Consider the following 23,774-nt stretch of genomic DNA (forward strand, 5'->3'; position numbering starts at 1 on the left):
TATGTGTGGTATTCATGGCGTGGTAGCCCTTAAACGACCGCAACAATTTCCGCAGCAGTGGCTAACCATGATGGGCGATATCACCGCACACCGCGGACCTGACGATAGCGGTATCTATGTCGCAGAGAATATTGCCCTGGGTATGCGCCGGCTGTCGGTGATCGATTTAGCCGGCGGCCATCAACCTATCAGCAGCGACGACGGCCAGTTGGTTCTGGTATGCAACGGTGAAATTTATAATTACCGTGAGCTGCGCGCCGGTTTAAGCGATTGTCATTTTAAAACCAACTCAGATGTGGAAGTGATCCTGCATCTGTACCGGCAATATGGTGTCGACTGCTTGCAGCACCTTAACGGTATGTTTGCCTTTGCGCTATGGGATAACCGCAAACAACAGCTAATGCTGGCGCGTGACCGTTTGGGCATCAAGCCATTGTATTACGGCGAAAGAAACGGCTACCTGGCGTTTTCAACAGAAAGTAAAGCCTTGCTGACGCTGCCGGACTTTCAGGCAGAAGTGTGTCCTGAAGGCTTAGCGCAATATCTTAACCTGGGCTATGTACCGGCGCCCTACTCTATGTTCAAAGGCATCCGGAAACTGGAAGTGGCCAGCTATCTGTTGATTGATAGTCAGGGTATACAACAACAGCAATATTGGCAGCCGGATTTTACCGCGACACCACAGCACAGCGAGCAAAATTGGGTGCAACAGATCCGGCAGCAGTTGGAACGCTCAGTTGAAATGCAAATGGTCAGCGATGTGCCACTGGGCGCATTTTTATCCGGTGGTGTCGACTCCAGTGCCATAGTAGCGTTGATGTCGCGCCACAGCTCCAGACCGGTAAAAACCTACGCCATCGGCTTTGACACCGGCAGTGCCGGGCGGTTTTATAACGAACTGCCCTACGCCCGCGCGGTTGCACAGCAGTATGGCACTGAGCATCGCGAAATCGTGGTGAAGCCGGACGTAGTCAGTTTATTGCCAAAGCTGCTGTGGCATCTGGACGAACCGGTAGCCGACAGCGCGTTTATCACCACCTGGTTGGTGTCGCAGTTTGCCCGGCAAGATGTCACCGTTATTTTGTCCGGTGTTGGCGGCGACGAGTTGTTTGGTGGTTACCGCCGTTATCAGGGCGAGCATTACCTGCAGCAGTACCGTAAAGTACCGGCCTGGTTAAGACACAATGTGATCAGTCCGCTGGCCGGCAAGTTACCCGGCGACCGGCATTCAAAATGGTTAAATACCCTGCGCTTAGCCAAGGCATTTGTGCAAAGTGCTGAGCTTAGTGACGATGAGCGTTATTTGCGCTATATGCAGGTATTCAGCCCAAGTCAGTGTCAGCAGTTATTGGCCGGCGATAACAACACCAGCAACCTGCTACAACAGCACTATCGCAACAGCAATGCCTCAGACGGTTTATGGCGGATGTTTGATACCGACCGGCAAACCCAATTGCCGGACGATTTATTGCTGTTAACCGATAAAATGACCATGGCGACCTCGTTAGAATGCCGGGTACCTTTTCTGGACCACAACATCGTGCAACTGGCCGTAACCATACCGCCGCAGCTGGTGATGAAAAACGGCCGGTTGAAGCACTTGTTAAAAGAAGCGTTAAGCGATCTGCTGCCGCCGGAAATTCTGGACCGGCCCAAACGCGGTTTTGGTGCACCGCTGGGTGCCTGGCTTAAACAAGAGCTGGCCGGTTTATTACAGCTGTTTATCAACCGTGAATGTGTTGAACGTCGCGGCTTACTTAGCTGGCCGCTGATAGAGCAAACCCTGGCACAGCATATTGCAGGGCGCGAAGATCACACTGATCATTTGCTGGCCTTGCTAAATCTGGAGATTTGGTGTCAGCTGTATATTGATGGACACAGCGCTGAGCATATCAGCGAGACAATCAGGATGTCGGCATGAAAATTTTGTACCTTTGTCATCGTTTTCCTTTTCCTCCCAAGCGTGGCGGTAAAATACGGCCGTTTAATATGATCCGTCATTTTCACCAACAGGGCCATCAGGTATATGTTGCCTCACTGGCAAGATCGGCCGCAGAAGCCGCAGAAGGAGAAGGCATCAAAGCATACTGCAGCCATTATTTTGCCGCAGTGGTAAACGAAAAAGTACAATTCGCCCGCATGATAATGCGCTTGCCGCTGCTTACCCCTTCTTCTATGGGTTATTTTTACAGCCGCGAACTGGCAGCCCATATCCGGCAATTGCTGGCACAGCAGCAATTCGATCTGATTTTTGTCCACTGCTCATCGGTAGCGCAATATGTTGCCGATGTAACCCATATTCCGAAAATTCTTGATTTTGGCGACATGGACTCACAAAAGTGGCTGGCGTATCGCGAATTTAAACCCTTTCCGCTTAACCTCGGCTACTTGCTTGAAGGGCAAAAAATGCTGCGCGCAGAAAAACACCTGGCTGCGAAATTCGACATCAGTACCTGTACCACCAAAGCCGAGTTAGAGACTTTACAAAGTTATCAAGCAGCGCCCGCCACTGCCTGGTTTCCCAATGGCGTCGACACAGACTACTTTTGCCCTGATGCCGGCAAGCAGGACTATGAAGCGCACAGTATTTCGTTTATCGGCCGCATGGACTACTACCCGAACCAACAAGCTATGTTGCAGTTTTGTGCAGCAGCATGGCCGCTGATATTGGCACAGCTGCCGGATGCCAAACTGTATATTGTCGGCGCCGAACCCAGTGCTGAAATTCGCGCACTGGCTAAACTGCAAGGCGTCACCGTAACCGGCAGCGTAGCTGATGTAAGGCCTTTTATCCGCAACACGGCGGCTATGGTTGCACCGCTGAAAATCGCCAGAGGCACACAGAATAAAATTCTTGAAGCCATGGCGATGGCAGTGCCGGTGATCAGCAGCAGCGAAGCCGCCGGCGGCATAGACGCAGTGGTTAACCAACATTTTCTTATCGCCGATACTGCAACAGAGTTGGCACAACAAGCGCTTAGGCTGATGACAGAACCACAGCTGCGCCAACACTACGCAACGGCCGGCCGGGCCCGGATGCTCAGCAACCATCAATGGCATTTGTCGATGCAACAATTAGACAGCATCGTTACGCGCTGTCTAAACTTATTTCAGGACAACCGGAACATTCAAAGGGAAGTGCAATTATGAATATCAGTATTTTTGGTTTGGGCTATGTCGGCGCAGTATCACTGGCCTGCCTGGCGCGAGACGGCAATCAGGTTATCGGTGTCGATATCGATGCCGTTAAGTTACAGCTGATCAAAGACGGAAAATCGCCGGTTATTGAAGAAGGTATGCCACAACTGATGGCTGCAATGGCTGCCAGTGGCCGCGTGCGGGTAACACAAGATGTGCAGGATGCGGTAAACCAATCCGAGGTATCTTTTATTTGTGTCGGCACGCCATCACAAAGTAACGGCAGTCAGGATCAAACTGCGGTGTTGCGGCTGGCTGAACAGTTAGGCCGGGCTCTGGCAGCCAAACAAAGCCATCATACCATTGTGTTTCGCTCTACACTGCTGCCGGGAACCGTGGAAGGCAGCCTTAAAGCGTTACTGGAACAACACTCCGATAAAAAAGACGGCGTCGATTTTGATATCTGCTTTCAGCCGGAGTTTTTGCGTGAAGGCAGCTCGATTAAAGACTACGACAACCCGCCGTTTACTATAGTGGGCGCCAATACTGACCGTGCGCATCAGCAAATGCAGCGCCTGTTTGGCCACTTACCCGGCGTTTACCATAAAACTGATGTTAAAACGGCTGAAACGGTAAAGTACTTCTGCAATATTTTCCATGCGCTGAAAATTACCTTCGCCAACGAAGTTGCCAGGCTGTGTGAAGGCTTGGCGGTAGATCCGTTTAAAGTAATGGATCTGGTGTGTGCCGATAAACAGCTGAATATTTCGCCGGCTTACCTCAAACCCGGCTTTGCCTTTGGCGGCTCCTGCCTGCCCAAAGATCTGCGGGCTATGCAATATGTAGCCAAGCAGGCCGACATTGAAATTCCTATGCTGTCTCATGTATTGGCATCTAATGCCGTACACCTGCAACAAGCAACAAAGAAAATTCTGGCGCTGGGCTGTCGCGACGTCGGCATGATCGGGCTGAGCTTTAAATCCGGTACCGATGATTTACGTGAAAGCCCGCTGGTTGACCTGGCTGAATACCTGATCGGCAAAGGCATGCATTTAAGCATCTATGATCCCGAGGTAAATTTATCGCGCTTACTCGGTGCCAACAAAAAATTTATTGAAGAGTCCATTCCGCATATCGGTGAACTGATGACGCAAGATGTCAGTGCGGTATTGGCAAATAATAAAATTATCGTGCTGGGTTTGAACGACAAAGCCCTGGTAGAGCAAGTGCTGGCCGGCCTGACAGCAGAGCATATTCTGGTTGATCTGATACACCTGAAACAACCGCACGCAGTTAAAGCCCGCTATATAGGCTTGTGCTGGTAATGCTGTTTCGCCGTTGGCGCAGCTGCTTGCTGCTGGTGTTGCTTATGCTCAGCCCACCACTGCTGTTACTGACACAATTTAACAGCGCCACAGAGCTGGTTAAGCTTCGAAACGCGATGGTGTTTAACGTGATCAGTGAACAGGAAGCAAGCTGGACGCCGGACAACATGCCGGCAGATTTTCGTGCAGAGCAAGCACCTGTACCCGCATGGTTACAAGGCATCGATGTCAACGGCGAAAAAGATCTGGCATTTATGCTGGCGCAAACAGCAGTGCTGCAACCACAGCACCGGCGTAAAGGTAATGCGATTCAAGCCGGCGTTGAGCACACTATCAATACTATTGCCCAACAGCATAGCGGCTATTGTGCCGATTACACTAAAGTTATCAATGTATTGGCCTATGCTGCCGGCGTACCGGTACGGGAGTGGGCTATCTCGTTCGACGGCTTTGGCGGCCATGGCCATGCGTTTAACGAAGTATGGGACCAAACATTGCAGCAATGGATTATGCTGGACGTATTTAACGGTTTTTATGCGATTGACCGCACTACAGCACAGCCGTTGTCGGTATTGGCATTTCGTCACTATCTGCAACATCAGCCACAACAAATAGAGCTGGTACAGCTTGCCGGCTCTGCTTTTGGCTTTAAACACGAGCAGGCAGCCATTGATTATTACCGGCGCGGCGCTAACCAATTTGCCCTGTGGTGGGCCAATAACGAACTGAGTTACGAGCAACACCCTGCTCTGCGCGCTACGGCACATATTTCAACCCATCTGGAACAAGTGTTGGCAATTATGCTGGGGGAATTTCCGCAACTAAAAGCCATTAGCCAGCCGGACAATCAACAGCTTATTGCACAAATGCTAAACTTAAAACGCACATTGCAGCTGCTGATTTTTACTGAATTGCTGCTGTTTCTTCTACTGTTAATCTGTTGCTATCGTGCGTTGAGAACACGTACAGGGAGTTGAGTAATTGTCACAGGGAATGTTAAACGTATTACATGTATTTGACCATTCAGCACCATTGCACAGTGGTTACAGCTTTCGCAGTCTGGCCATATTACGCGAACAGCAAAGCCTGAATATCAGTACCCGCCAGCTCACCGGCAGTAAGCATTATCCGGCCGGGCCGGCAGAAGAGTATGCAGAAGGTCAGCTGTTCTACCGCACCCAACCCGGACGGCTGGCAAAGCTGCCGCTGTTAAATCAGTGGGACGTGATTAAACAGTTACAACGCCGCCTTACAGAGCTGGTACAACAACAGCGACCGGACATTATCCATGCCCACTCGCCGTCGTTAAACGCTATCGCCGCCGCGCGGGTAGCAAAACGTTTTAACATTCCGCTGGTCTATGAAATGCGCGCTTCATGGGAAGATGCGGCAGTAAGTCACGGCACCTGCAAGGAAGGTGATCTGCGCTACCGCTTAGGTCAATGGCTGGAAAAAAAGGCCCTTAAAAGCGCTGATCATGTGGTGACTATCTGTCAGGGCCTGGCCGATCAGATTGCTGACTGGGGCATCAGCCGCGAACGTATTTCTATCGTTGCCAACGCAGTTGACCTGACAGCATTCAGCCCGCAACGCCACAGAGATCTTGAGCTGAATAACAGCCTGGCTCTGCAGGACACTACCGTACTGGGGTTTCTCGGCTCATTTTACCGCTACGAAGGCCTGCATATTTTACTGCAAGCTCTGGCATTGTTATTGCCCACCCAGCCACAATTACGCTTGCTGCTGGTTGGCGGCGGTTTACAGGAAGCCGCTTTAAAAGCGCAGGCTGCAGCATTGAATATCAGTGATGCGGTTATTTTTACCGGCCGTGTACCCCATAACAGTGTCAGCCGTTATTACAGTTTGGTGGATATATTTGTCTACCCGCGCGAAGCCATTCGTTTAACCGAACTGGTAACACCGCTAAAACCGCTGGAAGCCATGGCTCAGCAAGGTTTGGTGGTTGCTTCAGATATCGGCGGCCATCGTGAGTTGATCCGCCACAACGATACCGGCATTTTATTCGAAGCGGATAACCCGGCTAAACTGGCCGCCGTATTACAACAGTTGCTGCAGCAGCGTACCGATTGGTCGCGGTTAAAAAGCAATGCCAGGCGTTTTGTTGAGCAAGAACGCAGTTGGCAACATACGGTGGCGACAATTTTACCGGTGTATCAGCAATTAGCCGGAGCAAAGTCGCAATGAACGTATTGCTGGTAGGCCCTGTGCCACCACCCAATGGCGGAATGGCAATGCAAACTGCGCAGTTGCTGCAACTGCTGCGTGCTGAGCACGGGCTGTCGGTACAATTGCTGGCCGTCAATGCGCCATACAAACCCGCGTGGCTCGGCCGCATACCGTTGGTACGGGCGTTTGTCAGACTTTTGCCTTACCTGTGGCAGCTACACCGTGCAATAAAACAAGCCGATATTGTCCATCTGATGGCGAACTCCGGTTGGGCCTGGCATCTGTTTGCCAGCCCTGCTCTGCTTATTGCCCGCTGGCACGGTACTGCAGTTATCGTTAATTACCGCGGTGGTTCAGCACAACAGTTTTTACAGCGCCAACGCCGGTTTGTGTTGCCGCTGTTGCGACAAGCCGCAGCCATTATTACCCCCAGCCGCTATTTGCAACGGGTGTTTGCCGGCTACCGCCTCGAAACACAGGTTATTGCCAATATCATTAATACTGCCATGTTCAGCCCGGCCAACCACAACGATAGCAGCGACGATACCTTACATCTGGTGGTGACGCGCAATCTGGAGCCGCTGTACGATATTGCTACAGCTATCCGCTGCTTTGCCTTACTGCAACAGGATTACCCAAACAGCAGGTTATCTATTGCCGGCTCGGGTCCTGCGCTGCAGGATTTACAGCAACTGGTCACAGAGTTACAACTGCAACACAGAGTCTGTTTTGTTGGCCGGCTGGACCGTCAGCAGATGGTCGCGTTATACCGCCATGCAGATATCATGCTTAACCCCAGCACTGTAGACAATATGCCCAATTCAATACTGGAAGCACTGGCCTGCGGTGTCGCCGTTGTCAGTACCGACGTCGGCGGCATACCGGATATGATAGACCACGGCGTACATGGTTTGCTGGTGCCGCCCCGCAAGCCGGATCTTATGGCCACTGCATGTAAACAGCTGCTGCAACAACCGGCCCTGGCAGCCACTCTGCGGCAAAACGGCCTGGCTTTGGTGCATACCCTGCAGCCCGATACTGTGCTGCCACAGTGGTTACAATTGTACCGGCAGCTGAGTAAAGCCCATGCGTGATATCATACTGCTTTTAATTATTATGGGGTCTCTGCCGTTTATCCTGAAACGGCCGTTTATCGGCGTGCTGATGTGGTGCTGGATTGCCTATATGGTGCCGCACCGTCTGGCATGGGGCTTTATGCAGTATTTCCCCGTGGCTTCAATTGTCGGCGGCACGTTTTTACTGGCGTACTTGTTTAGTAAAGAGCCGAAAAAGCTGCCGTTTGCCATGCCTGTCGTGTTTATGGTGTTGCTGAATGTCTGGATGATTATTACTTTCAGTGCCAACGTGCAAGATAGCCACACCATAATGATGCTGGATAAAGTCTTAAAAATTCAGCTGTTTACCTTAGTAATACTGGCAATGTTTACCACAAAGCAACGCATTGAAGCCGCACTTTGGGTGGTCGGATTAAGTATCGCATTTTATGGCCTGAAAGGCGGCATCTATACCATCCAAACCGGTGGCAGCGGCCGGGTGTGGGGCCCTACCGGCGGTTTCTTTTATGGCAACAACGAGTTGGCACTAACCCTGCTGGTCAATTTACCCATATTGTATTATCTGCGTACCAGAGTACCGCCTAAATACCCCTGGTTAAAATGGCTGATATTAGCCGCTATGGCGTTATCTGTATTGGCGGCACTTGGCACGCAGTCCCGCGGAGGCCTGGTGGCTTGTGTCTGTGTCGCAGCGTTCCTCTGGCTGAAAAGCCCGCATAAAATCGCTTTATTGTTGGTTTTTTGCCTGTCGGTGCCGGTGATATATCAGTTTATGCCGGATACCTGGCATCAGCGGATGGCAACCATTATTGAACCGGACCGTGACAGCTACGATGGCTCAGTCCAGGGGCGCTTTAATGCGTGGGAAATGAGTTATAACATGGCAAAAGAAAACGTCTTCGGCGGCGGATTTAACGGCTTTAAACCGGCCAACTTTTTGCTGTATGCCCCCAACCCCAACCGGGTTGACGGAGCGCACAGTATCTATTTTCAAATGATAGGTCACCATGGTTTTATTGGTCTGGCGTTGTTTCTCGGTATTTTTATCTTTACCTGGTTTAGCGCCAATAACATTATAAAAATGGCCGGCAAGGATCCGAACTGGCAATGGGCTTCACTGCTGGCCAGGATGTTGCAGTGCAGTTTAATTGCCTTCGGCAGCGGCGGCGCTTTTCTTGGTTTAGCCTATTTTGACCTGCCCTACCATCTGGCAATTACTATTATTGCTGTCGAACAACTATTGAAAAAACATCATGCTGCAATAGCGGCAGAAAAAAAGGCCGCCCGCAACAGTGCAAATGTAGTGCAAGGAGCTTTTACTAAATGACATCCTGGTATACGCGGTTTGTAAGTCAGTTGCTGTTTCCGCTGCATGAACGTTTGAAACGACACTCGACTTATCGTTTACTGCCCGCTCTGGAAAAAAGCCAGTGGCTAAGCCCGCAACAACTGGAACAGCTGCAGCAAGACAAACTGCAGAGTTTTATCCGTCAGGTAGTGGCCGATGTGCCGTACTATCAACAGCTGTTCAAACAACTCGGTCTCAGCGCTGCTGATATACAAAGTGTTGCAGATTTAGCCAAACTGCCGTTATTGGATAAAACCCTGATCCGCAGCCACAGCAAGCAACTGTTCAGTAACCGGCCCTACCGCTTCAGCCGCGGCAGCACCGGTGGCTCCAGCGGCCAACCACTAACTTTTTATATGGACCAACATCGCGTCAGCCATGATGTTGCCGCCAAGCTCAGGGCAACCCGTTGGTGGGGAGTAGATATCGGCGATCCGGAAGCAGTAATTTGGGGCGCACCGATTGAATTGGGCAAACAAAGCCGGCTGAAATCCTGGCGTGACAAGCTGTTTCGTTCAGTATTAATGCCGGCGCTCACGCTCACGCCGGAATTAATTGCCGGCCAACTGCAGCAGTTGCAACAGCAAAAGCCGGCCATGGTGTTTGGTTATCCGTCGGTTATTTATCAGCTCTGCCTGGCAGCAAAGCGCCAACAAATTAAGCTGGAAAGTCTTGGCGTTAAGGTGGTGTTTGTTACCTCCGAAATGCTGTACCCGCATGAGCGCAATATTATCAGTCAGAGTTTTCAATGCCCGATTGCCAACGGCTATGGTGCAAGAGATGCCGGTTTTATTGCCCACGAGTGCCCTGCCGGCAGCATGCACATCAGCGCTGAAGATATTATTGTCGAATTACTCGACGACGATGGTCAGCCGGTAGCCGCCGGGCAAAGCGGCGAAATTGTGGTTACCCACCTGGCAACGCCGGGCTTTCCGTTTATCCGTTACCGCACCGGCGATATGGCCCAGCTGGCGTTACAGCCCTGCAGCTGCGGTCGCGGCTTGCCGGTACTGGCCAATGTGCAGGGCCGGCGGCGGGACTTTTTAGTGACTACAGCCGGCGATCAACTGCACTCCTGGGGCGTGGTGTATTTACTGCGCGATGTCAGCGCCATTGAAAAATTTAAAGTGATTCAGCATCAGGCGACAGCAATAGAGCTGTTAGTCGTGTCAGAGCAGCCACTGAGCCCTGACACACAAACAGATATCCGCCGGCAATTTCAACGTTTACTCGGCGCTGATATGGCAATCAGCATAACCCGGGTCACGGATATTCCGGCCGCAGCCAATGGTAAATATTGTTATGTGGAAAATAAGCTGGTTAGTTAGCAGCCTGCTGTTTAGCAATGCTGCTTTTGCCGCACCACAACCGGTGATCTGGCATGAGGGCACTAAAGATATTCGCGGCGCAACACAACGTTACAGTTATCACGAAGCCTTTATTGAATGGCAAACCCCCATGGGTGACTGGTACGACAAAGCCGGCAACTATCGCGGAGATCTGCCTTTCAGCATGCTGAACACAGACCAGGCCAGTGATGACTGGCTGCGCTGGGATTTAACCGCCATGTTGCAACAATTACCGCCACAGCAAGAATTAGCCTTGCTGCTACGCTCACAACCGGACAGCGACGGTTATGTCCTTTTTGCCAGCAAAGAAAAAAACTTCCGGCTGGCCCCCTCGCTGGTGCTGGAATATCAGAACGGCGACCGCAGCCGGCTCAGCGCAACGATGGACAGCTACCTGGATACTTCTACCCATCGCTCATTAGGTCAGCGTAAAACCCTTAAAATTTCAGAGCAAAACCCGGTATTATTACGCTTTGACCTGAGTAATACCGCATCCCGGCCGCTGAAATCGGCCATTTTAGAACTGCACAGAGAACGACAATCCGGTAGTCCGCATATCGGGGTTTACCAACTGCAACAACCTGCGCTTATCAGCCCGGCCTATCCGGCGCAATTGGCAACACAAGCAGTGTTTACCGAAGACTTCAGCCAACCCCGCTGGGCCGCACAATGGCAGGATATTTCGCCGGGTAGTCAAATGACACGCGTAGCAGCGCCGGCACGCGAGCCGGGCTTGTATGCATTAAAAGTGTCATTCACTACGCAACGAAATGTGGCGTTAAACATCAGCCTTTACACCAAACAGCTGCTGGGGGCAGAGCCGGACAGCCTGTTCTTTGAATACGACTTGTACCTCGACAGAAACTGGCTAAAAGGTGAAGGTGGCGGTAAATTTCCGGGCTTTGCCGGCACTTATGGCCGTGCCGGTTGGGGCGGACGCAAAGCTGACGGCACTAACGGCTGGTCAGCCCGCGGCCAGTTTCTCAGTGCCATTGAAAGTGATGACGATTTAAAAGGCCTGACGCCGCTTGGCAGTTATCTGTATTTGGCCGGCTCGACACAAAGCCATGGTGAAGTGCATCCGTGGCGACAGCGAATCAGCAAACTGCAACGCGAGCGCTGGTATAAAATCAGCCAACAGCTGACATTAAATACACCGGGCAAAACCGATGGTGAGCTGATAGTTTGGATTGACGGGCAATTAGTCATGCACAGAACCGATTTAAATTTCAGAAGCATTGCCGCGCTGAAAATTGAACGCTTATGGTTTAACTTTTATCACGGCGGTGCCGACAAACCACGCCACGATATGGATTTATATATCAGCAATGTCCGCGTAGCGCGGCCTTAACCAGTGAGTTGTTATGTTACTGCGACGAATTAATCAGCAATATGGCAGCTACCGTGGCCTGGTCCGGCTGCTACTGGCAAATATGCGCTGGCGCGCCACTAACGGTCAGGCCCTGCGTCATCCCGACTGGCAGCAGGTAAAACGGCTGGTTTTTGTCTGCCAGGGCAATATTTGCCGCTCGCCTTATGCGCACTACCTGGCACTGCAACACACCAAAGATGTTGCCTCGTTAGGCTACGCCACAGCCACCGGCCAGCCGGCGTATCCGCTGGCCATTAAAGTGGCCAAAAGCAGAGGCATCGATCTCAGCGCCCACCGCACCACCGACATCAGTGACTTTAACTTTGCCAAAGGCGATTTATTGTTGGTGATGGAAGACAGGCATCTGGCCAAAGTACAACAAAAAGCGCTGCAACATCAGGCGCAGGTCGCGCTGTTGGGCCTGTGGGCCAGCCCGGCAGCCGCGTTGCTATACGATCCGCACAGCTTGTCAGAGCCATATTTTCACAGCTGCTACCAACGTATAGAAAGTGCTGTATCAGCCCTTGTGTCGGAGTTTTTGCAAGCGCAACGCGGTTGACAGGCTGCGGACGCTTTTTTGCAGCGCCTGCGTAATATCCGCAAAAAAAGGCGCCGGATCGTCGGCAGAAAACACATAATAGCGACAACGCGGATGAAAAAAGTAAGCAAAAAAAGCCACTGTTTCAGCTGGTTTATTAAAACGGCATTGTGGATCTTTTATTAAACCGGGCTGAAACAGAATACGCCACAACCGCTTCAGCTCGGGGATCATATAGCGACAATAACGTAGTTTAATGTGTGGCTGTGTTACCGGTTGCGCCAAGGCAAATGCTTGCAGTAAATGGCTGGCAAAGTTCGCCCCGGCGCAAAGTGATAACGGTGTACTGCCCCAAAAACGGCCGTTAATTTCCATCAGTACATACTGCTCTGTTGCCGGGTTGTAGCGGTATTCCACCATCGCTACACCTTGCCAATTCAGTTGTTTCAGCAATGCTGCCGAGCGCTGTGCACAATCCTGATGCTTGTCGTTAGCTACGGTTTTACATAAGCTGGCCGAGCCGCCCTCCGGTGGCCACTCGTGCAGCCTTTCGTGCTGAAAGCGGATCAACGCCTCACCGTCACGGCAAAGGAAAAACTGGCCCAAACCATGGCCGGCATAATAACGCTGGATCAGCGGGAAATGACCAATTGCCTGAAAGGGTGTCAAACAAGCGGTGAGTTCTGCCATATCACGACAATACCGGATCTTGTGCAACTTAAGTCCGGCCTGCTGCAGTAAGCCCGACACCTGGTGCGGGTTGGCCCATTTCAGGATCAATGGAAACTGCAATTGCCCGGCGATATCATCCAGTTCAGATAAACTGTGCAACTGCCAACTGGCCGCAGTAGCAATACCGACAGCCTGCGCATACTGTTGTGTGACACTCTTGTCCAGTACCAGCGCCATATGCGCCTCATCAGCAAACAGCAGGCTGTAACGCTCTGCCAGAGCGCTGCGCCAACGGTTAAGCATCGCAATGTCGGTTTCGCTCACTGCCAACAACGCAGCCGGTTGACCGGCCGCAGTCAGTTGCAGCAACTGCGTAATTAACGGCTCTCCGTCTGCCGCACGCTTTAGCGGCGTTTGGCAATAGCGGGACACCAGGCCTAAGGCTGACATCTTGCGCCCCAGAGCCGTTACGGCATGACCACTGCGGCCCAGGTCTCTGACTAACGCCAGGCCAATCGGAGAATCTGCGCCTAAAACCACTACCTGCATCATGCTGTCCTTTGCTTATCTCAGGTGATCATTTAACACATTTTGCACAGTTCGCTGCAACATATGCCGGTAACTGCCGCGTAATTCAACCGATGCCGCAGCGCCATATTCGGGCTGCTGTTGCGGCAACCCGCCAAAGGTGCAGGCACTGAAACGCGCCGGCTGTGTGGCAATAAAACGGCACAAGGCAGTAAAGCGCGACTGATTTAGCTGATTCACGCTGCACTGTTCAAAGCTGCCGTTACGGCGCTTAATAAACTCAAACGGATGCGTCAAAATGCATACTGCACTCAGGCCCTGCTGCCAGGCTTGCTGCAAGGCACCGGTAATTTCCGTTACCGAACAGGCGGTAATCGCCATAATACGCTGACAACGGCTACCGTTAAGCCGGTATGAGTTAAAACTGGTTAACGGCAGCTCTGTCACGCCGTCTAACTGACAAAAGCCGTAGTAACGCTGCAACGCTGCATCTGCATTGGCCGGCAGCAATGCGGCAGCGATATTAGAAGAATAGTGCAGTCCGGCGGCGGCACAGGCAGCAAAGGTGTCACGTCCGGTAGAAAAATTGCCGGTGCGTACCGCAACCGGGGAACCAAACCCCCAGTCGGTAAAGCGTTGGCGCGCTTCCTGGAAAATTGCGATAAGTTCATTAAGTGGCCGCCCGGTAGAGGCGTCATTGGGCTGCGGATGTATCAGCTTGCCGTCAGCAAAATTAAGCCAGCACGGATGCAGATGCAGTTGTAAATCCTGGCCGGCAGCCAAAATCTGCTCAGCCCGACGTTGCATAGGCGCAACACCAAAATAGCGGTTTTGCAGGCTTTCCGTAAAAAAAGTAGCGCTTAAGCCATAGGCTTGCAGCGTACGCAGTAAAAAGCCCAGGGCTTCACTTTTGCCGTTTACCATGCCATCGACAGGGCCGTCCAGTAACGGTCGGTAGCGCTGCGGATCAGCAAAAGCGCCGGCAACAGACGCTTCGGTATCAACGGTAATATAGACTTGTAACGCGGCTCTGTTGGTCGGTGCTGTATCCATAGCAAGCCTGTCGGCATCCCTGTTTTGCCCATGGCCCAGACTATAACGTGCTTACTTCAACGCTGGCAAGTATTGCGCCGGCGCAGCACAATAATTGATTGGCTATTCGGCATAAAACTTGTTATAACAAGCACCTGACTACAGTAGTTTGAAATGGAATTTCGCCTGTATGAACCCGCAGACCCCGCTTGTCTCCGTTATTATTCCTGTGTTTAACAGTGCTGCCTATATTGCCGACAGCATTAACAGCATTTTACGCCAGGATTATACTCAGCTTGAAATTATCGTCGTGGATGACGGCAGTACCGACGGCACAGCAGAAATTGTGCAGGGGCTGGCAGATCCGCGGGTACGCTATGTGTGCCAAAGCAACAGCGGCTCGGCGGTAGCACGTAATTATGGTATCAGCCTGGCCAAAGGCGAACTGATTGCCTTTAACGACAGCGATGATCTTTGGGCACCGCAGCGCTTAACACAACAAGTCAATTACTTAAACGACCACCCGGAATATCAGGCGGTGTGCGGCCGCTTTATGCATGTTAATGCTGATTTCAGCCTGACGGCAGCAGATGCCACAGCGGCAGAGCAATATTGCGCCGAAGCGGTGTTTGACCCGACAAAGTCCGGTTGGATGTATTTAACCCTGCTGCAGGTGTCCTGTTTTCATATTATTACCTTATTGGTTAAAAAGCAGGCACTGGCGCAGGTGCATTTTAACCCCGACTACCGCCGCGGCCAGGATTACGATTTCTGGTTACAGTTGGCCAATCAAACCCGGGTGGCGCAACTGGATAATTTGTATGCTTTTTACCGGAAAAATTTACTCAGCATTTCGCATAAACCGCACAGCCGTAATTACCGTGCAGAAATTTTGCAGGCCGCAATAAGCCAATACGGCACTACAGATCAGCTTGGCCGTACGATGGACAGCCGGCAACTGAACACAATTTTTGCTCAGGTCTGGTTTGAACACGGCTACGAGCTGTTTCAGGCAAAATGGTATAAGGCCTCAGCACAGAGCTATCGTCGCGGGCTACGCTACCGCAAGAATAAAGCCGGCGCGTATAAATTTCTGTTGCTCAGCTATTTGTTACGGCTACAAGACAGGACACCGGCTTATGCTGTCACGCGCTGAACTGGGCAAAATTGCCCGTAATCAGCAGCAACTGTTGCAGCGCTTGCGCTTGCAGGCCCCGCCCTGGCGTGAGCCGCACCATAAGCAGCATGATAATACCCCACCCGCTGCACTGTCCGCTCACAGCAATGACGCCGTAACGTACTGCCAACGGTTGATAGATTATTTCTGGCCGGCATTTTTACATTACCGCACCGCCGATGGCTGCCGGGCGTACTATCCGGGTTATGCCAGCATTTACGGGGCCACCAACGACGGCATCGAAGGCGTCAGCCGTACCTTGCCATTATGGGCCGCTTACAGCAGCAGCCCGCTGGCAGAGCCACAGCTGGCGCAGGCAATGCTAACAACACTACGGGAAACGCTGCTAAACGGCACCAACCCGGCGCACCGCTATTACTGGGGCACAATCAGCGATAAAAGCACCCTGATTTGTGAGGCCGCTGATATTGCCTTAGCCTTATGGCTGGCCCGCACATCGCTGTGGCCACAGTTTAATACCGCGCAACAACAGCAGATCCTTAACTGGCTAAAGCAAGTGCCTGGCAAAGCCACTGCCGACAATAATTGGCATTTGTTTGTTGCCCAGGTTGATGCCGTAGTGTCAGCGTTGGACCCGCAGCATCAGTTTAGCAGCGTGGCACGGCTGCAACGGCTTAATACTTTTTACCTTGGCGATGGCTGCTACCGCGATGGGGCTGACGGAGCGGTCGACTTATACAATGCCTGGGGCTTTCATTATCATTTTTTCTGGCTCAGCCAAATACTGCCGCAGCATGATTTCAGTACGCAACAGCAGCACTTGCTGCAGTATTGCGACTGGTTTCAGCATTTATTTACTGAACAAGGCACGGTACTGTATGGCCGCAGCTTATGTTACCGCTTTGCGATGCCGGCGCCGCTACTGATCCGTGCCTGCTGTAAGCCGACAGCAGAGCATCAGGCTATAGCCGTCAGCACCTTACTGCGCACGTGGCAGTTTTTCGTTAAAAATAATGGCTTAACCAAGGGTCGCCCCAGCCAGGGGGTGTTTGACGACGACGAATACTGGTTGGATCCCTACTCCGGCCCGGCCAGCGGTTTCTGGGGCTGTCGCAGCCTGGTGCTGTTTTATGCATTAAGCCCGCAGCTGTCATGGCAACACACAGCGTTATTACCTTTACCGCTGCAGACTGCAGCATTGCAGCTGACGACACAGGCCGGTGTGATCACTAAAGCCGCCAACAGCCAGTTAGTCACGCTGCAACTACCGGCGCAAAAACAGCCGTTGTCTGCCTCGGCGCCGGCAAGCGGCAATAAGGTTAAAACCCGGCTGAAAAGCCTGCTGTACGCTTGCAGCTGCCGTCCGGCCCATAATCTGCAGAAAATGGGCCAGACCGAATTCAGCTCTGATTTGCGTCAATACCAGCCTTACCGGAGAAATACATAACCGCTATGAACTCCATCAGCTCCCGCGTTGCAAAAGGTGCGTTTTGGATGATCGGTCTGCGGTTGTTGCAACGCAGCCTGGGGTTAATCAGCACCCTGGTGCTTGCCAGATTGCTAATGCCGGAAGACTTTGGTGTCATAGCAATGGCCTTAGCCATTACCGCCCTGGTCGAGCTGTTAACCATGCTCGGACTGGATATGGCACTGATCCAGAAAAAAGGCGCCGGCAATAGCCACTTTGATACCGCCTGGACGTTAGGCCTGATATTTAAAGCAGCCTCGGCATTATTATTAGTACTGTCGGCCGGATTGATTGCAGAATTTTATTCCGACGCCAGATTAACAGACATAATTTATATCTATGCCGCCGTAGCCTTTTTAAGCGGATTTGAAAACATCGGCCTGGTCGCCTACAGAAAAGAGCTGGAGTTTCGCAAAGAGTTTAACTTTCAGATCATTAAAAAAGTATTGGCGGTTGTGGTTACCGTCGGGCTTGCCTTGTATTTCAGAAACTATTGGGCGCTGGCGCTGGGAACGCTTTTCGCACAGTTTACCGGCGTGGCACTAAGCTATGTTATTCACCCTTACCGCCCGAAATTAACGCTGCATTACTGGAGAGAAATGCTGAATTTCTCCTCCTGGATTGTGTTCAATAATTTTGCTATCTATGCCAGAGACAGAGGCGCTGATTTTGTTATTGGTAAGGTTCAGGGTGCCGAAATGGTCGGTAATTTCAGAATAGCCAGCGAAATATCCTCGTTACCCACCACCGCAATTTACTTACCCATCACCCGAGCGGTGTTTCCGGGTTTCTCTAAAATTTCTGATGAACCGCTGCGGCTGAAAAATGCCTATCTGTCTGCACAGGCGGCGGTGTCCATTGTTTCTTTGCCTGCGGTAATCATGCTAATGCTGCTGGCCGACCCTTTGGTAACGCTGCTGCTGGGGCAAAACTGGCTGCATATTATTCCGGTTATACAGATACTGTGCTTGTGTGGTGCCACTAAAGTCGCTCATGGCAACCGGCATGCCTTGTTTATGTCGGTGGGTAAACCCTCCTGGATAGGCTTTGTAACGGTGATCGAACTGCTGATAATGTATCCGGCCATCATTTATGCCCTTATGCATAACCATGACCTGGAAGTCATTGCCTGGATTAAATTTATCTCATCTTTAGCCACTATCCCACTTGGCTTACACCTTATCTCTAAGGTGATCGACATCAAACGTACAGACTGGTTAGCAATATCATGGCGCCCGATAGCGGCCACAGTTTTGATGAGTGTGGTTGTTACAACTATGCATACTTATCTGCCGGGTGATGGCTCGGCTTACACTGCCGCATTGCAAATGCTGCTGCTAACTCCGCTATGTGTTATCAGCTATACGCTGTTTATCTGGTTACTGTGGCAACTGGCGGGCAAACCCACGGGCATAGAAAGCAAAATAATCGGCTCGGAACAATTCACTAAAGTAATAAAAAAAATCACAGGAATGATCAGGTGAAGCCATGCTGAAAACCATTTACTGGCGGCTCGCAAAAATAAAACGCTACATCAACAAGGCGGCAGCACTTAAAAATTACAACGGCAAGTATGGCGAACAAAACAGAAAGCCGGCCTACCGGCGCTTTGCCGAACTGCTTTACATATTATTACGCTATGACGAAAGCTCAACGGCCTATTTTGCCCAAGGTATAGATTACCGCAGAAAATCGGTGCTGAAAGACTATTATCCGACAGCCGTTTTTAACAAGGCACTACGCAAACGTCAGCGCACAAAAAACTACCCGGAGCCGGATTACAGCGTAATATTTGAAGACAAATTGGTGTTTGAAAAGTACTTCAGCGCCAATAATATAGCCTGTGCACGTTCTGAATTTATCTTAATGCCGGATCTGAAGCTTTTCGATACAACCGGCAACTGCTGCGGTTATCTGAGTGACAACACCAGCATTAGCGACTCTTTTTGCAAACCGCTTGCCGGCCGCTATGGCTCCGGTGCCTTTCGGTTACACAGAAAAGACGAGACCTTGCTGGTAAATGACCAACCGCTGTCCACAGTAACCTTAGCGCTGAAGTCACCAATGATTATTCAAAAAAGAATAATTCAGCACGCCGCTTTAGCGAAATTTCATCCGCAATCACTTAACACCATTCGTGTTGTCAGCATAATAAACGACCAACAGGACGTGTCTGTTATTGCCGCGTTTTTCCGCATGGGGAATAACGGCTCTGTGGTAGATAACGCCTCGGCAAGTGGTGTGGTTTGCGGCGTCGATATCAACAACGGCATGCTCGATGACACCGGCTATATGAACAGCGGAAAAAACGTTGAGCAGCTCTCAGCGCACCCCGGCAGCAATATCAGCTTTAAAGGCAGTAAGATCCCCTGCTTTGAGCACATTATTCAGCTGGTAACTCAGGCCCACAAAGCCAGCCCGTGGCTGTTTAGCATAGGTTGGGATGTTGCGCTGACAGAAGACGGCCCGGTAATTATTGAAGGCAATGAGAAGTGGGGGCCGGTGTCTCTGATGTGGTGTCAGCCAAACTTTATTGCCATGATAAAAACTCACTTAAATAGCGGAGCCTGAAGCATGACGCAGATGAACAATGACATCACGCAGGAAACAGCTGTGCCGCCTGAGCTGTTCTATCGTAACTTTGGTATGCCACCACTGTTTACTTTAGAAGGCACTGAGCACGCCGCGCATGATTTTTTTGCTTTGCCGATACAGCAGCATGCGTTGGACTTTGATGATGACGCTATGGCGGTGTTTCTGCGGCTGGGCTTTTTTCTCAGTGCAGACACACCGTTTAAGCAAATCCGCGTACAACATCCCGCTGCTCAAGAGGCCTTTTTGCAGCAACAGGTTCAGCCGTATCAGGGTAGCTTTGACGATGCTGCCAGAGAATATGGCGAGGTATTTAAACGCGCGATAGCGAATTACCTCAGCACGATGACGCAAGACAAAATTGTTATGCCATTATCAGGCGGCCGCGACTCACGCCATATGCTGTTTGCTATTTTGGCCAGTGGCAAACAAATAGATCATTGCGTTACCTGCGTCAGGCCGCCCCCTTATGATGAACAAGACATAAACGTCGCCAGAGAGTTGTGCAAGGAGCTGAACATTCGCCATCATGCGTTAGCATTGGAGCCGGACTATTTAGCCCAGCAGTTGGAAAATTTCAGAATGTCCGGTTACTGCGCAGAGGAAAATGCCTGGATAAGTGTAGTGGCAAATTATTTCAATACACTGGACAGCAGCTACGTCGCGTTTGATGGCCTGGCCGGCGGTATTTTATCTGACGGCGCCTTTACCAGCGCAAAGAAAATTCAACTGTACCGCGAAGAAAAGTGGCAGGAATTGGCCGACATTATTCTGTCAGCAGAGGGCTATTTGCCGGCCATGTTATCGAAACAAGATTACTTACGCTGGAGCAGAGAAAAAGCCGTCAGCCGGGTAATAGCTGAATTAAAGCGCTATAAGCACTGCCCTAATCCGATCGGCCAGTTTTACCTGTGGAACCGCACACGGCGGGAAATCTGCTATATCCCGTTCGGCTATATGAATAAAGTGGTTAATGTTGCCACGCCTTATATGTTTCGCGATGTGTATAATTTTCTGCTGCAGCTGCCGGGAAAATTCTTTGCCAGTGAGTCTTTTCATACCAGGGCCATAGAGCTGACGTATCCGCAATATGCCCATATCCGCTGGGCTGAGCGCACGCCGCCAAAACCGGTTGGCTTGGCGCAGCGGATAAAAACCTTAACTGATATCGGCGGTTTTTTGCTGAAAAATCCGCATCCGGTATCAAAGCGGTTTATTTATCCGCGTTTGGCCGCAGGCATGTTGTCCGGCGACTATGCCAGCAGGGTTACCGATATAATGGCAACGCCGGTGTATTTGGCCGAGTTACAGCGTTTTATCCGCAGTGGCCGCAGAAGCTGAGCTACTGCGGGGTAATGTTACCGCCGGTATTACGCTGCAGCCAAAACTCCAGCATGATCATTACCCAAATTAGCTCGCCATAGTAGGCTGCATGCCCCTGGCGTTGTTGCATCACAGTCTGGCTGATAAAATCCGGCCGGAAAATATGCCGTTGCGCTAAACTGTCCAGCTGCGTGCTGGCCAGTTGCTGTAACGGCGGATGCTCTGCCAGCCATTTACCAAACGGCAAACCAAAGCCATGTTTCTTTTTCGCTATGGTTGCCGGCGGCAAAATCGGGCTTAACGCAAACTTATAAAAATCGCGTAAATTGTGTTTGGTCAGTTTAACCTCCGGCGGCAGTTGCAACGATAAATCAACTACCCGCTGGTCCAGCATCGGATAAACCACCTCCACCCCTGCCAACTCGGTCATGCCGTTTACTTTAACTAAATCATTGTCGGCCAGCGTAAATTTCCAGTCGTTAAATAACATTGCATCGACCGGGCTTACCGCCCCCGCCGCCGCAAAGCGCTGCTGGATCTGGCGTAACGGCGCTGCCGTATCAACAGCCGCGAGAAATTCTGCAGTAAACACCTGCTCTGCCGCGTGCTGATGCAAAAAATTATAGCGCTGCAAGCGGCTGGCTAAATCCAGTTCGCTTTGCTCAATAAAGCTGCGGGCTTTTTGCGTTAAACGATGTGGTATCAGCTGAGCGCCTAACTTAACACCGGCCGCTAACATACGGCGTAAAAATAATGGTGACTGACAAAAGCGTTCGAAAATCATTTGTTTAGCGTAACGCTCATTACCGGAAAACAACTCATCACCGCCGTCACCGGCCAGCATTACATCAACGCCCTGCTGCTTCGCCAACCTGGCACAAAAATAGGTTGGTAACGCAGACGAGTTACCAAACGGCTGCTGATAATATGCAGCGATTTGCGGCAACTGCTGCGCTATGTCATCCGGGGTGACGTAATAGACATAGTGCTCGGTATTAAAAGCGTCAGCGACCACTTTCGCGTAAGCCGTTTCATCGTAGCCCGGCTCCGAAAAACCAATGGTAAAGGTTTTTACCGGCAGCTTACTTTGCTTTGCCAAACAAGCCACGACTGACGAGCTGTCCAGCCCACCACTGAGAAAACAACCGGCGGCCGGTTGGTCGCGATATGCTGCTGTAGCCTGCATTAATGCGCGGCGCAACTGCTCTGCCAGCGCAACTTTAGTGCTGTTAAGTTTGCCGGCAAATTGCGGTTGCCAATACACGTTAGTCAGTGCCGGTTGCTCAGGCGATAAGCTAAGCTGACTTGCCGGTTCCAGCTTATAAATATCTTGCCTTACGGTTGCCGGCCCGGGAATGGTATGAAAGTAGAAATAATCAAATAAGCTCTGCGCGGCATAAGGTTGCTGTGAACTCACGGTATTTAACATGGTTCCGAGGCGATATTCGCTGTCGTTGGACTGATAAAACAACGCCAGAGCGGCAAATTTATCAGTATAAGCCTGCAAACAACCGCCAGGACGATGAAAGACTACCAGGGCAAACCGGCCTGACAGACCGCATAGCTGCTGTTGCAGCAAAGTGGCATCACGGTAGTGTAATTGTGCCGCGTTAAGCCGCTCACCCTCGCGGTTTTGGCAGCGGCCTGACAGCAACACCAGATAATCATCATTCAGCAGTACGTCAGTTCCTGCTCGCGACCAACTGCTGAAATCAGTCTGTGAGTTAATTAATTGCGCTGTATCGGTGCCGGGCATGAGAATGCTTAACTGCTGATCTGCTTTGTTAAACACCAGAGTATAGTTATCCATCAACGTCAAAAATCCCTTTATTCGTTAACTATCTTTGCCTGATTACTATACCAGCATAACAAAACCTTGCCAGTCCCATCTGTTGTTGTAGAATTAACAGGCAATGGAATTGGATAGTCAGACTTATTGGAGCGATACGGATGTCAGCTGATGTGTCTCATATTATTATTACGCCTGTGCTCAGGCTGCTTTTTTATACCGGCCTTTTATTACAGGCAACCTTTTTCACCAATGCTCTGCAAGCTTCAGAATTTTGTGATCCTAACCTGGCCAGCCGTGTTGGCCCACGTGACTACTTCGATGATAAGCACCATAAAGCCGGCCGCATAGGCATTGTTGAGCGCATCCACCTGACGCCCGAGATGCTCAGGTTGGAAAAAGGTAACACCGCCTCTATCAGTGACGATTTAAACTATACCCTGACGGTGATCCCGAATCATCCGGCCGGGCTCGACTTAGCGTCCCGGCTTGATCGTGCGATTAAAGACTTTCCGGAGCGTTACCGGCGTGAAAAACTGACCCGAACGGTAGACTGTTATTTTCAGCGTGCTTTTTGGTATACCCCGTCACAGCCTTATCTGCATTATATCTTTGCTATTCACCTGCACCGTAATCAGGCTTATCAGCAAGCCGCTGAAGCATACAGCCAGGCACAACGCTTGGGCCTGAACAATGCTGAACTGGCCTACAATTATGGCTTAACCTTATTTGAATTAAAGCGCTATGATGAAGCACGTAAAATGGCTGATAACGCCAAAGCGCTGAATTACCCTTTTGATGGCCTGCAGCAAAAGCTGGCAAAAAAAGGCTTTTAACAGCTTTATCACCGGCCACACTGGGCACGGGTTAAGGCAATCAACAGGCAGGGAGCCGTGATC

Annotated in this window: 19 protein-coding genes; 16 read left to right on the top strand and 3 right to left on the bottom strand. The window is 51.1% G+C overall.

Annotation, left to right across the window (positions count from 1 at the left end; genetic code table 11):
• Position 1: 1 nt before the first annotated feature.
• From asnB to HRH59_RS05460, 10 genes are read left to right on the top strand one after another with little or no spacing between them, the layout of a single operon-like run.
• Entirely contained in the window at positions 2 to 1,921 is a 1,920-nt protein-coding gene (gene asnB / locus HRH59_RS05415) for an asparagine synthase (glutamine-hydrolyzing) (RefSeq protein ID WP_173500253.1), read from the top strand.
• Positions 1,918 to 3,150, top strand: a complete 1,233-nt coding sequence (locus HRH59_RS05420; protein WP_173500254.1) for a TIGR03087 family PEP-CTERM/XrtA system glycosyltransferase — start codon at positions 1,918 to 1,920, stop codon at positions 3,148 to 3,150. Before asnB ends, HRH59_RS05420 begins: the two co-directional genes overlap by 4 nt.
• Positions 3,147 to 4,463, top strand: a complete 1,317-nt coding sequence (locus HRH59_RS05425; protein WP_173500255.1) for a nucleotide sugar dehydrogenase — start codon at positions 3,147 to 3,149, stop codon at positions 4,461 to 4,463. Before HRH59_RS05420 ends, HRH59_RS05425 begins: the two co-directional genes overlap by 4 nt.
• Positions 4,463 to 5,440, top strand: coding sequence for a transglutaminase domain-containing protein (locus HRH59_RS05430; RefSeq protein ID WP_173500256.1), 978 nt, complete (start codon positions 4,463 to 4,465; stop codon positions 5,438 to 5,440). The genes HRH59_RS05425 and HRH59_RS05430 overlap by 1 nt, the downstream gene beginning before the upstream one ends.
• A gap of 16 nt (positions 5,441 to 5,456) precedes the next feature.
• Positions 5,457 to 6,668: a TIGR04063 family PEP-CTERM/XrtA system glycosyltransferase gene (locus HRH59_RS05435; RefSeq protein WP_173500365.1), complete on the top strand. Its 1,212-nt coding sequence runs from the start codon at positions 5,457 to 5,459 to the stop codon at positions 6,666 to 6,668.
• On the top strand, positions 6,665 to 7,744 hold the full coding sequence (locus HRH59_RS05440) for a glycosyltransferase family 4 protein (RefSeq protein WP_173500257.1): 1,080 nt from the start codon (positions 6,665 to 6,667) through the stop codon (positions 7,742 to 7,744). Before HRH59_RS05435 ends, HRH59_RS05440 begins: the two co-directional genes overlap by 4 nt.
• On the top strand, positions 7,737 to 9,053 hold the full coding sequence (locus tag HRH59_RS05445) for a putative O-glycosylation ligase, exosortase A system-associated (protein WP_173500258.1): 1,317 nt from the start codon (positions 7,737 to 7,739) through the stop codon (positions 9,051 to 9,053). Before HRH59_RS05440 ends, HRH59_RS05445 begins: the two co-directional genes overlap by 8 nt.
• Positions 9,050 to 10,402, top strand: a complete 1,353-nt coding sequence (locus HRH59_RS05450) for a phenylacetate--CoA ligase family protein (protein WP_173500259.1) — start codon at positions 9,050 to 9,052, stop codon at positions 10,400 to 10,402. Before HRH59_RS05445 ends, HRH59_RS05450 begins: the two co-directional genes overlap by 4 nt.
• Positions 10,362 to 11,774 carry a polysaccharide lyase gene (locus HRH59_RS05455; RefSeq protein ID WP_173500260.1) on the top strand — a complete coding sequence of 471 codons (1,413 nt, stop codon included), beginning with the start codon at positions 10,362 to 10,364 and terminating at the stop codon, positions 11,772 to 11,774. The genes HRH59_RS05450 and HRH59_RS05455 overlap by 41 nt, the downstream gene beginning before the upstream one ends.
• 13 nt (positions 11,775 to 11,787) lie before the next feature.
• On the top strand, positions 11,788 to 12,354 hold the full coding sequence (locus tag HRH59_RS05460; RefSeq protein ID WP_173500261.1) for an arsenate reductase/protein-tyrosine-phosphatase family protein: 567 nt from the start codon (positions 11,788 to 11,790) through the stop codon (positions 12,352 to 12,354).
• Here the strand turns inward: HRH59_RS05460 and HRH59_RS05465 are convergent.
• Both HRH59_RS05465 and HRH59_RS05470 read right to left on the bottom strand, forming a co-directional pair.
• A complete protein-coding gene (locus HRH59_RS05465; protein WP_173500262.1) occupies positions 12,313 to 13,554 on the bottom strand; it encodes a carboxylate--amine ligase in 1,242 nt (413 codons plus the stop codon). The genes HRH59_RS05460 and HRH59_RS05465 overlap by 42 nt on opposite strands.
• Before the next feature lie 15 nt (positions 13,555 to 13,569).
• Positions 13,570 to 14,586 (bottom strand): polysaccharide deacetylase family protein, encoded by a 1,017-nt coding sequence (locus HRH59_RS05470; protein WP_173500263.1) that lies wholly within the window; start codon positions 14,584 to 14,586, stop codon positions 13,570 to 13,572.
• A 169-nt stretch (positions 14,587 to 14,755) separates the two neighbouring features.
• Between HRH59_RS05470 and HRH59_RS05475 the strand changes: the two genes are divergently transcribed.
• The 5 genes from HRH59_RS05475 to HRH59_RS05495 are packed head-to-tail and all read left to right on the top strand — an operon-like array spanning position 14,756 to position 21,104.
• The gene (locus HRH59_RS05475; RefSeq protein ID WP_173500264.1) at positions 14,756 to 15,721 is read left to right on the top strand and encodes a glycosyltransferase family 2 protein; all 966 of its coding nucleotides are present in this window, start codon (positions 14,756 to 14,758) and stop codon (positions 15,719 to 15,721) included.
• The gene (locus HRH59_RS05480; protein ID WP_173500265.1) at positions 15,705 to 17,150 is read left to right on the top strand and encodes a DUF2264 domain-containing protein; all 1,446 of its coding nucleotides are present in this window, start codon (positions 15,705 to 15,707) and stop codon (positions 17,148 to 17,150) included. The genes HRH59_RS05475 and HRH59_RS05480 overlap by 17 nt, the downstream gene beginning before the upstream one ends.
• Before the next feature lie 5 nt (positions 17,151 to 17,155).
• Complete coding sequence (locus HRH59_RS05485) at positions 17,156 to 18,655, top strand: lipopolysaccharide biosynthesis protein (protein WP_269435436.1); 1,500 nt, start codon at positions 17,156 to 17,158, stop codon at positions 18,653 to 18,655.
• 4 nt (positions 18,656 to 18,659) lie between these two features.
• Positions 18,660 to 19,742: a sugar-transfer associated ATP-grasp domain-containing protein gene (locus HRH59_RS05490; RefSeq protein ID WP_173500267.1), complete on the top strand. Its 1,083-nt coding sequence runs from the start codon at positions 18,660 to 18,662 to the stop codon at positions 19,740 to 19,742.
• Between the two features lie 3 nt (positions 19,743 to 19,745).
• Entirely contained in the window at positions 19,746 to 21,104 is a 1,359-nt protein-coding gene (locus HRH59_RS05495) for a tRNA lysidine(34) synthetase (protein WP_173500268.1), read from the top strand.
• A gap of 1 nt (position 21,105) precedes the next feature.
• Here HRH59_RS05495 and HRH59_RS05500 read toward each other — a convergent pair whose 3' ends face one another.
• Positions 21,106 to 22,896 carry an asparagine synthetase B family protein gene (locus HRH59_RS05500; protein ID WP_173500269.1) on the bottom strand — a complete coding sequence of 597 codons (1,791 nt, stop codon included), beginning with the start codon at positions 22,894 to 22,896 and terminating at the stop codon, positions 21,106 to 21,108.
• 152 nt (positions 22,897 to 23,048) lie between these two features.
• On the opposite strand from HRH59_RS05500, the gene HRH59_RS05505 reads away from it, so the two are divergent.
• A complete protein-coding gene (locus HRH59_RS05505) occupies positions 23,049 to 23,711 on the top strand; it encodes a hypothetical protein (protein ID WP_173500270.1) in 663 nt (220 codons plus the stop codon).
• Positions 23,712 to 23,774 lie beyond the last annotated feature (63 nt).

The sequence above is a fragment of the Rheinheimera lutimaris genome (assembly GCF_013283795.1).
GTDB lineage: Bacteria > Pseudomonadota > Gammaproteobacteria > Enterobacterales > Alteromonadaceae > Alishewanella > Alishewanella lutimaris.

What these genes read in the sequence shown, in the direction of transcription:
- asnB (WP_173500253.1), top strand. Translation starts at nt 2, where the DNA reads ATGTGTGGTATTCATGGCGTGGTAGCCCTTAAACGACCGCAACAATTT.
- HRH59_RS05495 (WP_173500268.1), top strand. Translation starts at nt 19,746, where the DNA reads ATGACGCAGATGAACAATGACATCACGCAGGAAACAGCTGTGCCGCCT.
- HRH59_RS05485 (WP_269435436.1), top strand. Translation starts at nt 17,156, where the DNA reads ATGAACTCCATCAGCTCCCGCGTTGCAAAAGGTGCGTTTTGGATGATC.
- HRH59_RS05480 (WP_173500265.1), top strand. Translation starts at nt 15,705, where the DNA reads ATGCTGTCACGCGCTGAACTGGGCAAAATTGCCCGTAATCAGCAGCAA.
- HRH59_RS05420 (WP_173500254.1), top strand. Translation starts at nt 1,918, where the DNA reads ATGAAAATTTTGTACCTTTGTCATCGTTTTCCTTTTCCTCCCAAGCGT.
- HRH59_RS05430 (WP_173500256.1), top strand. Translation starts at nt 4,463, where the DNA reads ATGCTGTTTCGCCGTTGGCGCAGCTGCTTGCTGCTGGTGTTGCTTATG.
- HRH59_RS05465 (WP_173500262.1), bottom strand. Translation starts at nt 13,554, where the DNA reads ATGCAGGTAGTGGTTTTAGGCGCAGATTCTCCGATTGGCCTGGCGTTA.
- HRH59_RS05490 (WP_173500267.1), top strand. Translation starts at nt 18,660, where the DNA reads ATGCTGAAAACCATTTACTGGCGGCTCGCAAAAATAAAACGCTACATC.
- HRH59_RS05445 (WP_173500258.1), top strand. Translation starts at nt 7,737, where the DNA reads ATGCGTGATATCATACTGCTTTTAATTATTATGGGGTCTCTGCCGTTT.
- HRH59_RS05500 (WP_173500269.1), bottom strand. Translation starts at nt 22,896, where the DNA reads ATGGATAACTATACTCTGGTGTTTAACAAAGCAGATCAGCAGTTAAGC.
- HRH59_RS05475 (WP_173500264.1), top strand. Translation starts at nt 14,756, where the DNA reads ATGAACCCGCAGACCCCGCTTGTCTCCGTTATTATTCCTGTGTTTAAC.
- HRH59_RS05435 (WP_173500365.1), top strand. Translation starts at nt 5,457, where the DNA reads ATGTTAAACGTATTACATGTATTTGACCATTCAGCACCATTGCACAGT.
- HRH59_RS05470 (WP_173500263.1), bottom strand. Translation starts at nt 14,586, where the DNA reads ATGGATACAGCACCGACCAACAGAGCCGCGTTACAAGTCTATATTACC.
- HRH59_RS05440 (WP_173500257.1), top strand. Translation starts at nt 6,665, where the DNA reads ATGAACGTATTGCTGGTAGGCCCTGTGCCACCACCCAATGGCGGAATG.
- HRH59_RS05455 (WP_173500260.1), top strand. Translation starts at nt 10,362, where the DNA reads ATGGTAAATATTGTTATGTGGAAAATAAGCTGGTTAGTTAGCAGCCTG.
- HRH59_RS05450 (WP_173500259.1), top strand. Translation starts at nt 9,050, where the DNA reads ATGACATCCTGGTATACGCGGTTTGTAAGTCAGTTGCTGTTTCCGCTG.
- HRH59_RS05425 (WP_173500255.1), top strand. Translation starts at nt 3,147, where the DNA reads ATGAATATCAGTATTTTTGGTTTGGGCTATGTCGGCGCAGTATCACTG.
- HRH59_RS05460 (WP_173500261.1), top strand. Translation starts at nt 11,788, where the DNA reads ATGTTACTGCGACGAATTAATCAGCAATATGGCAGCTACCGTGGCCTG.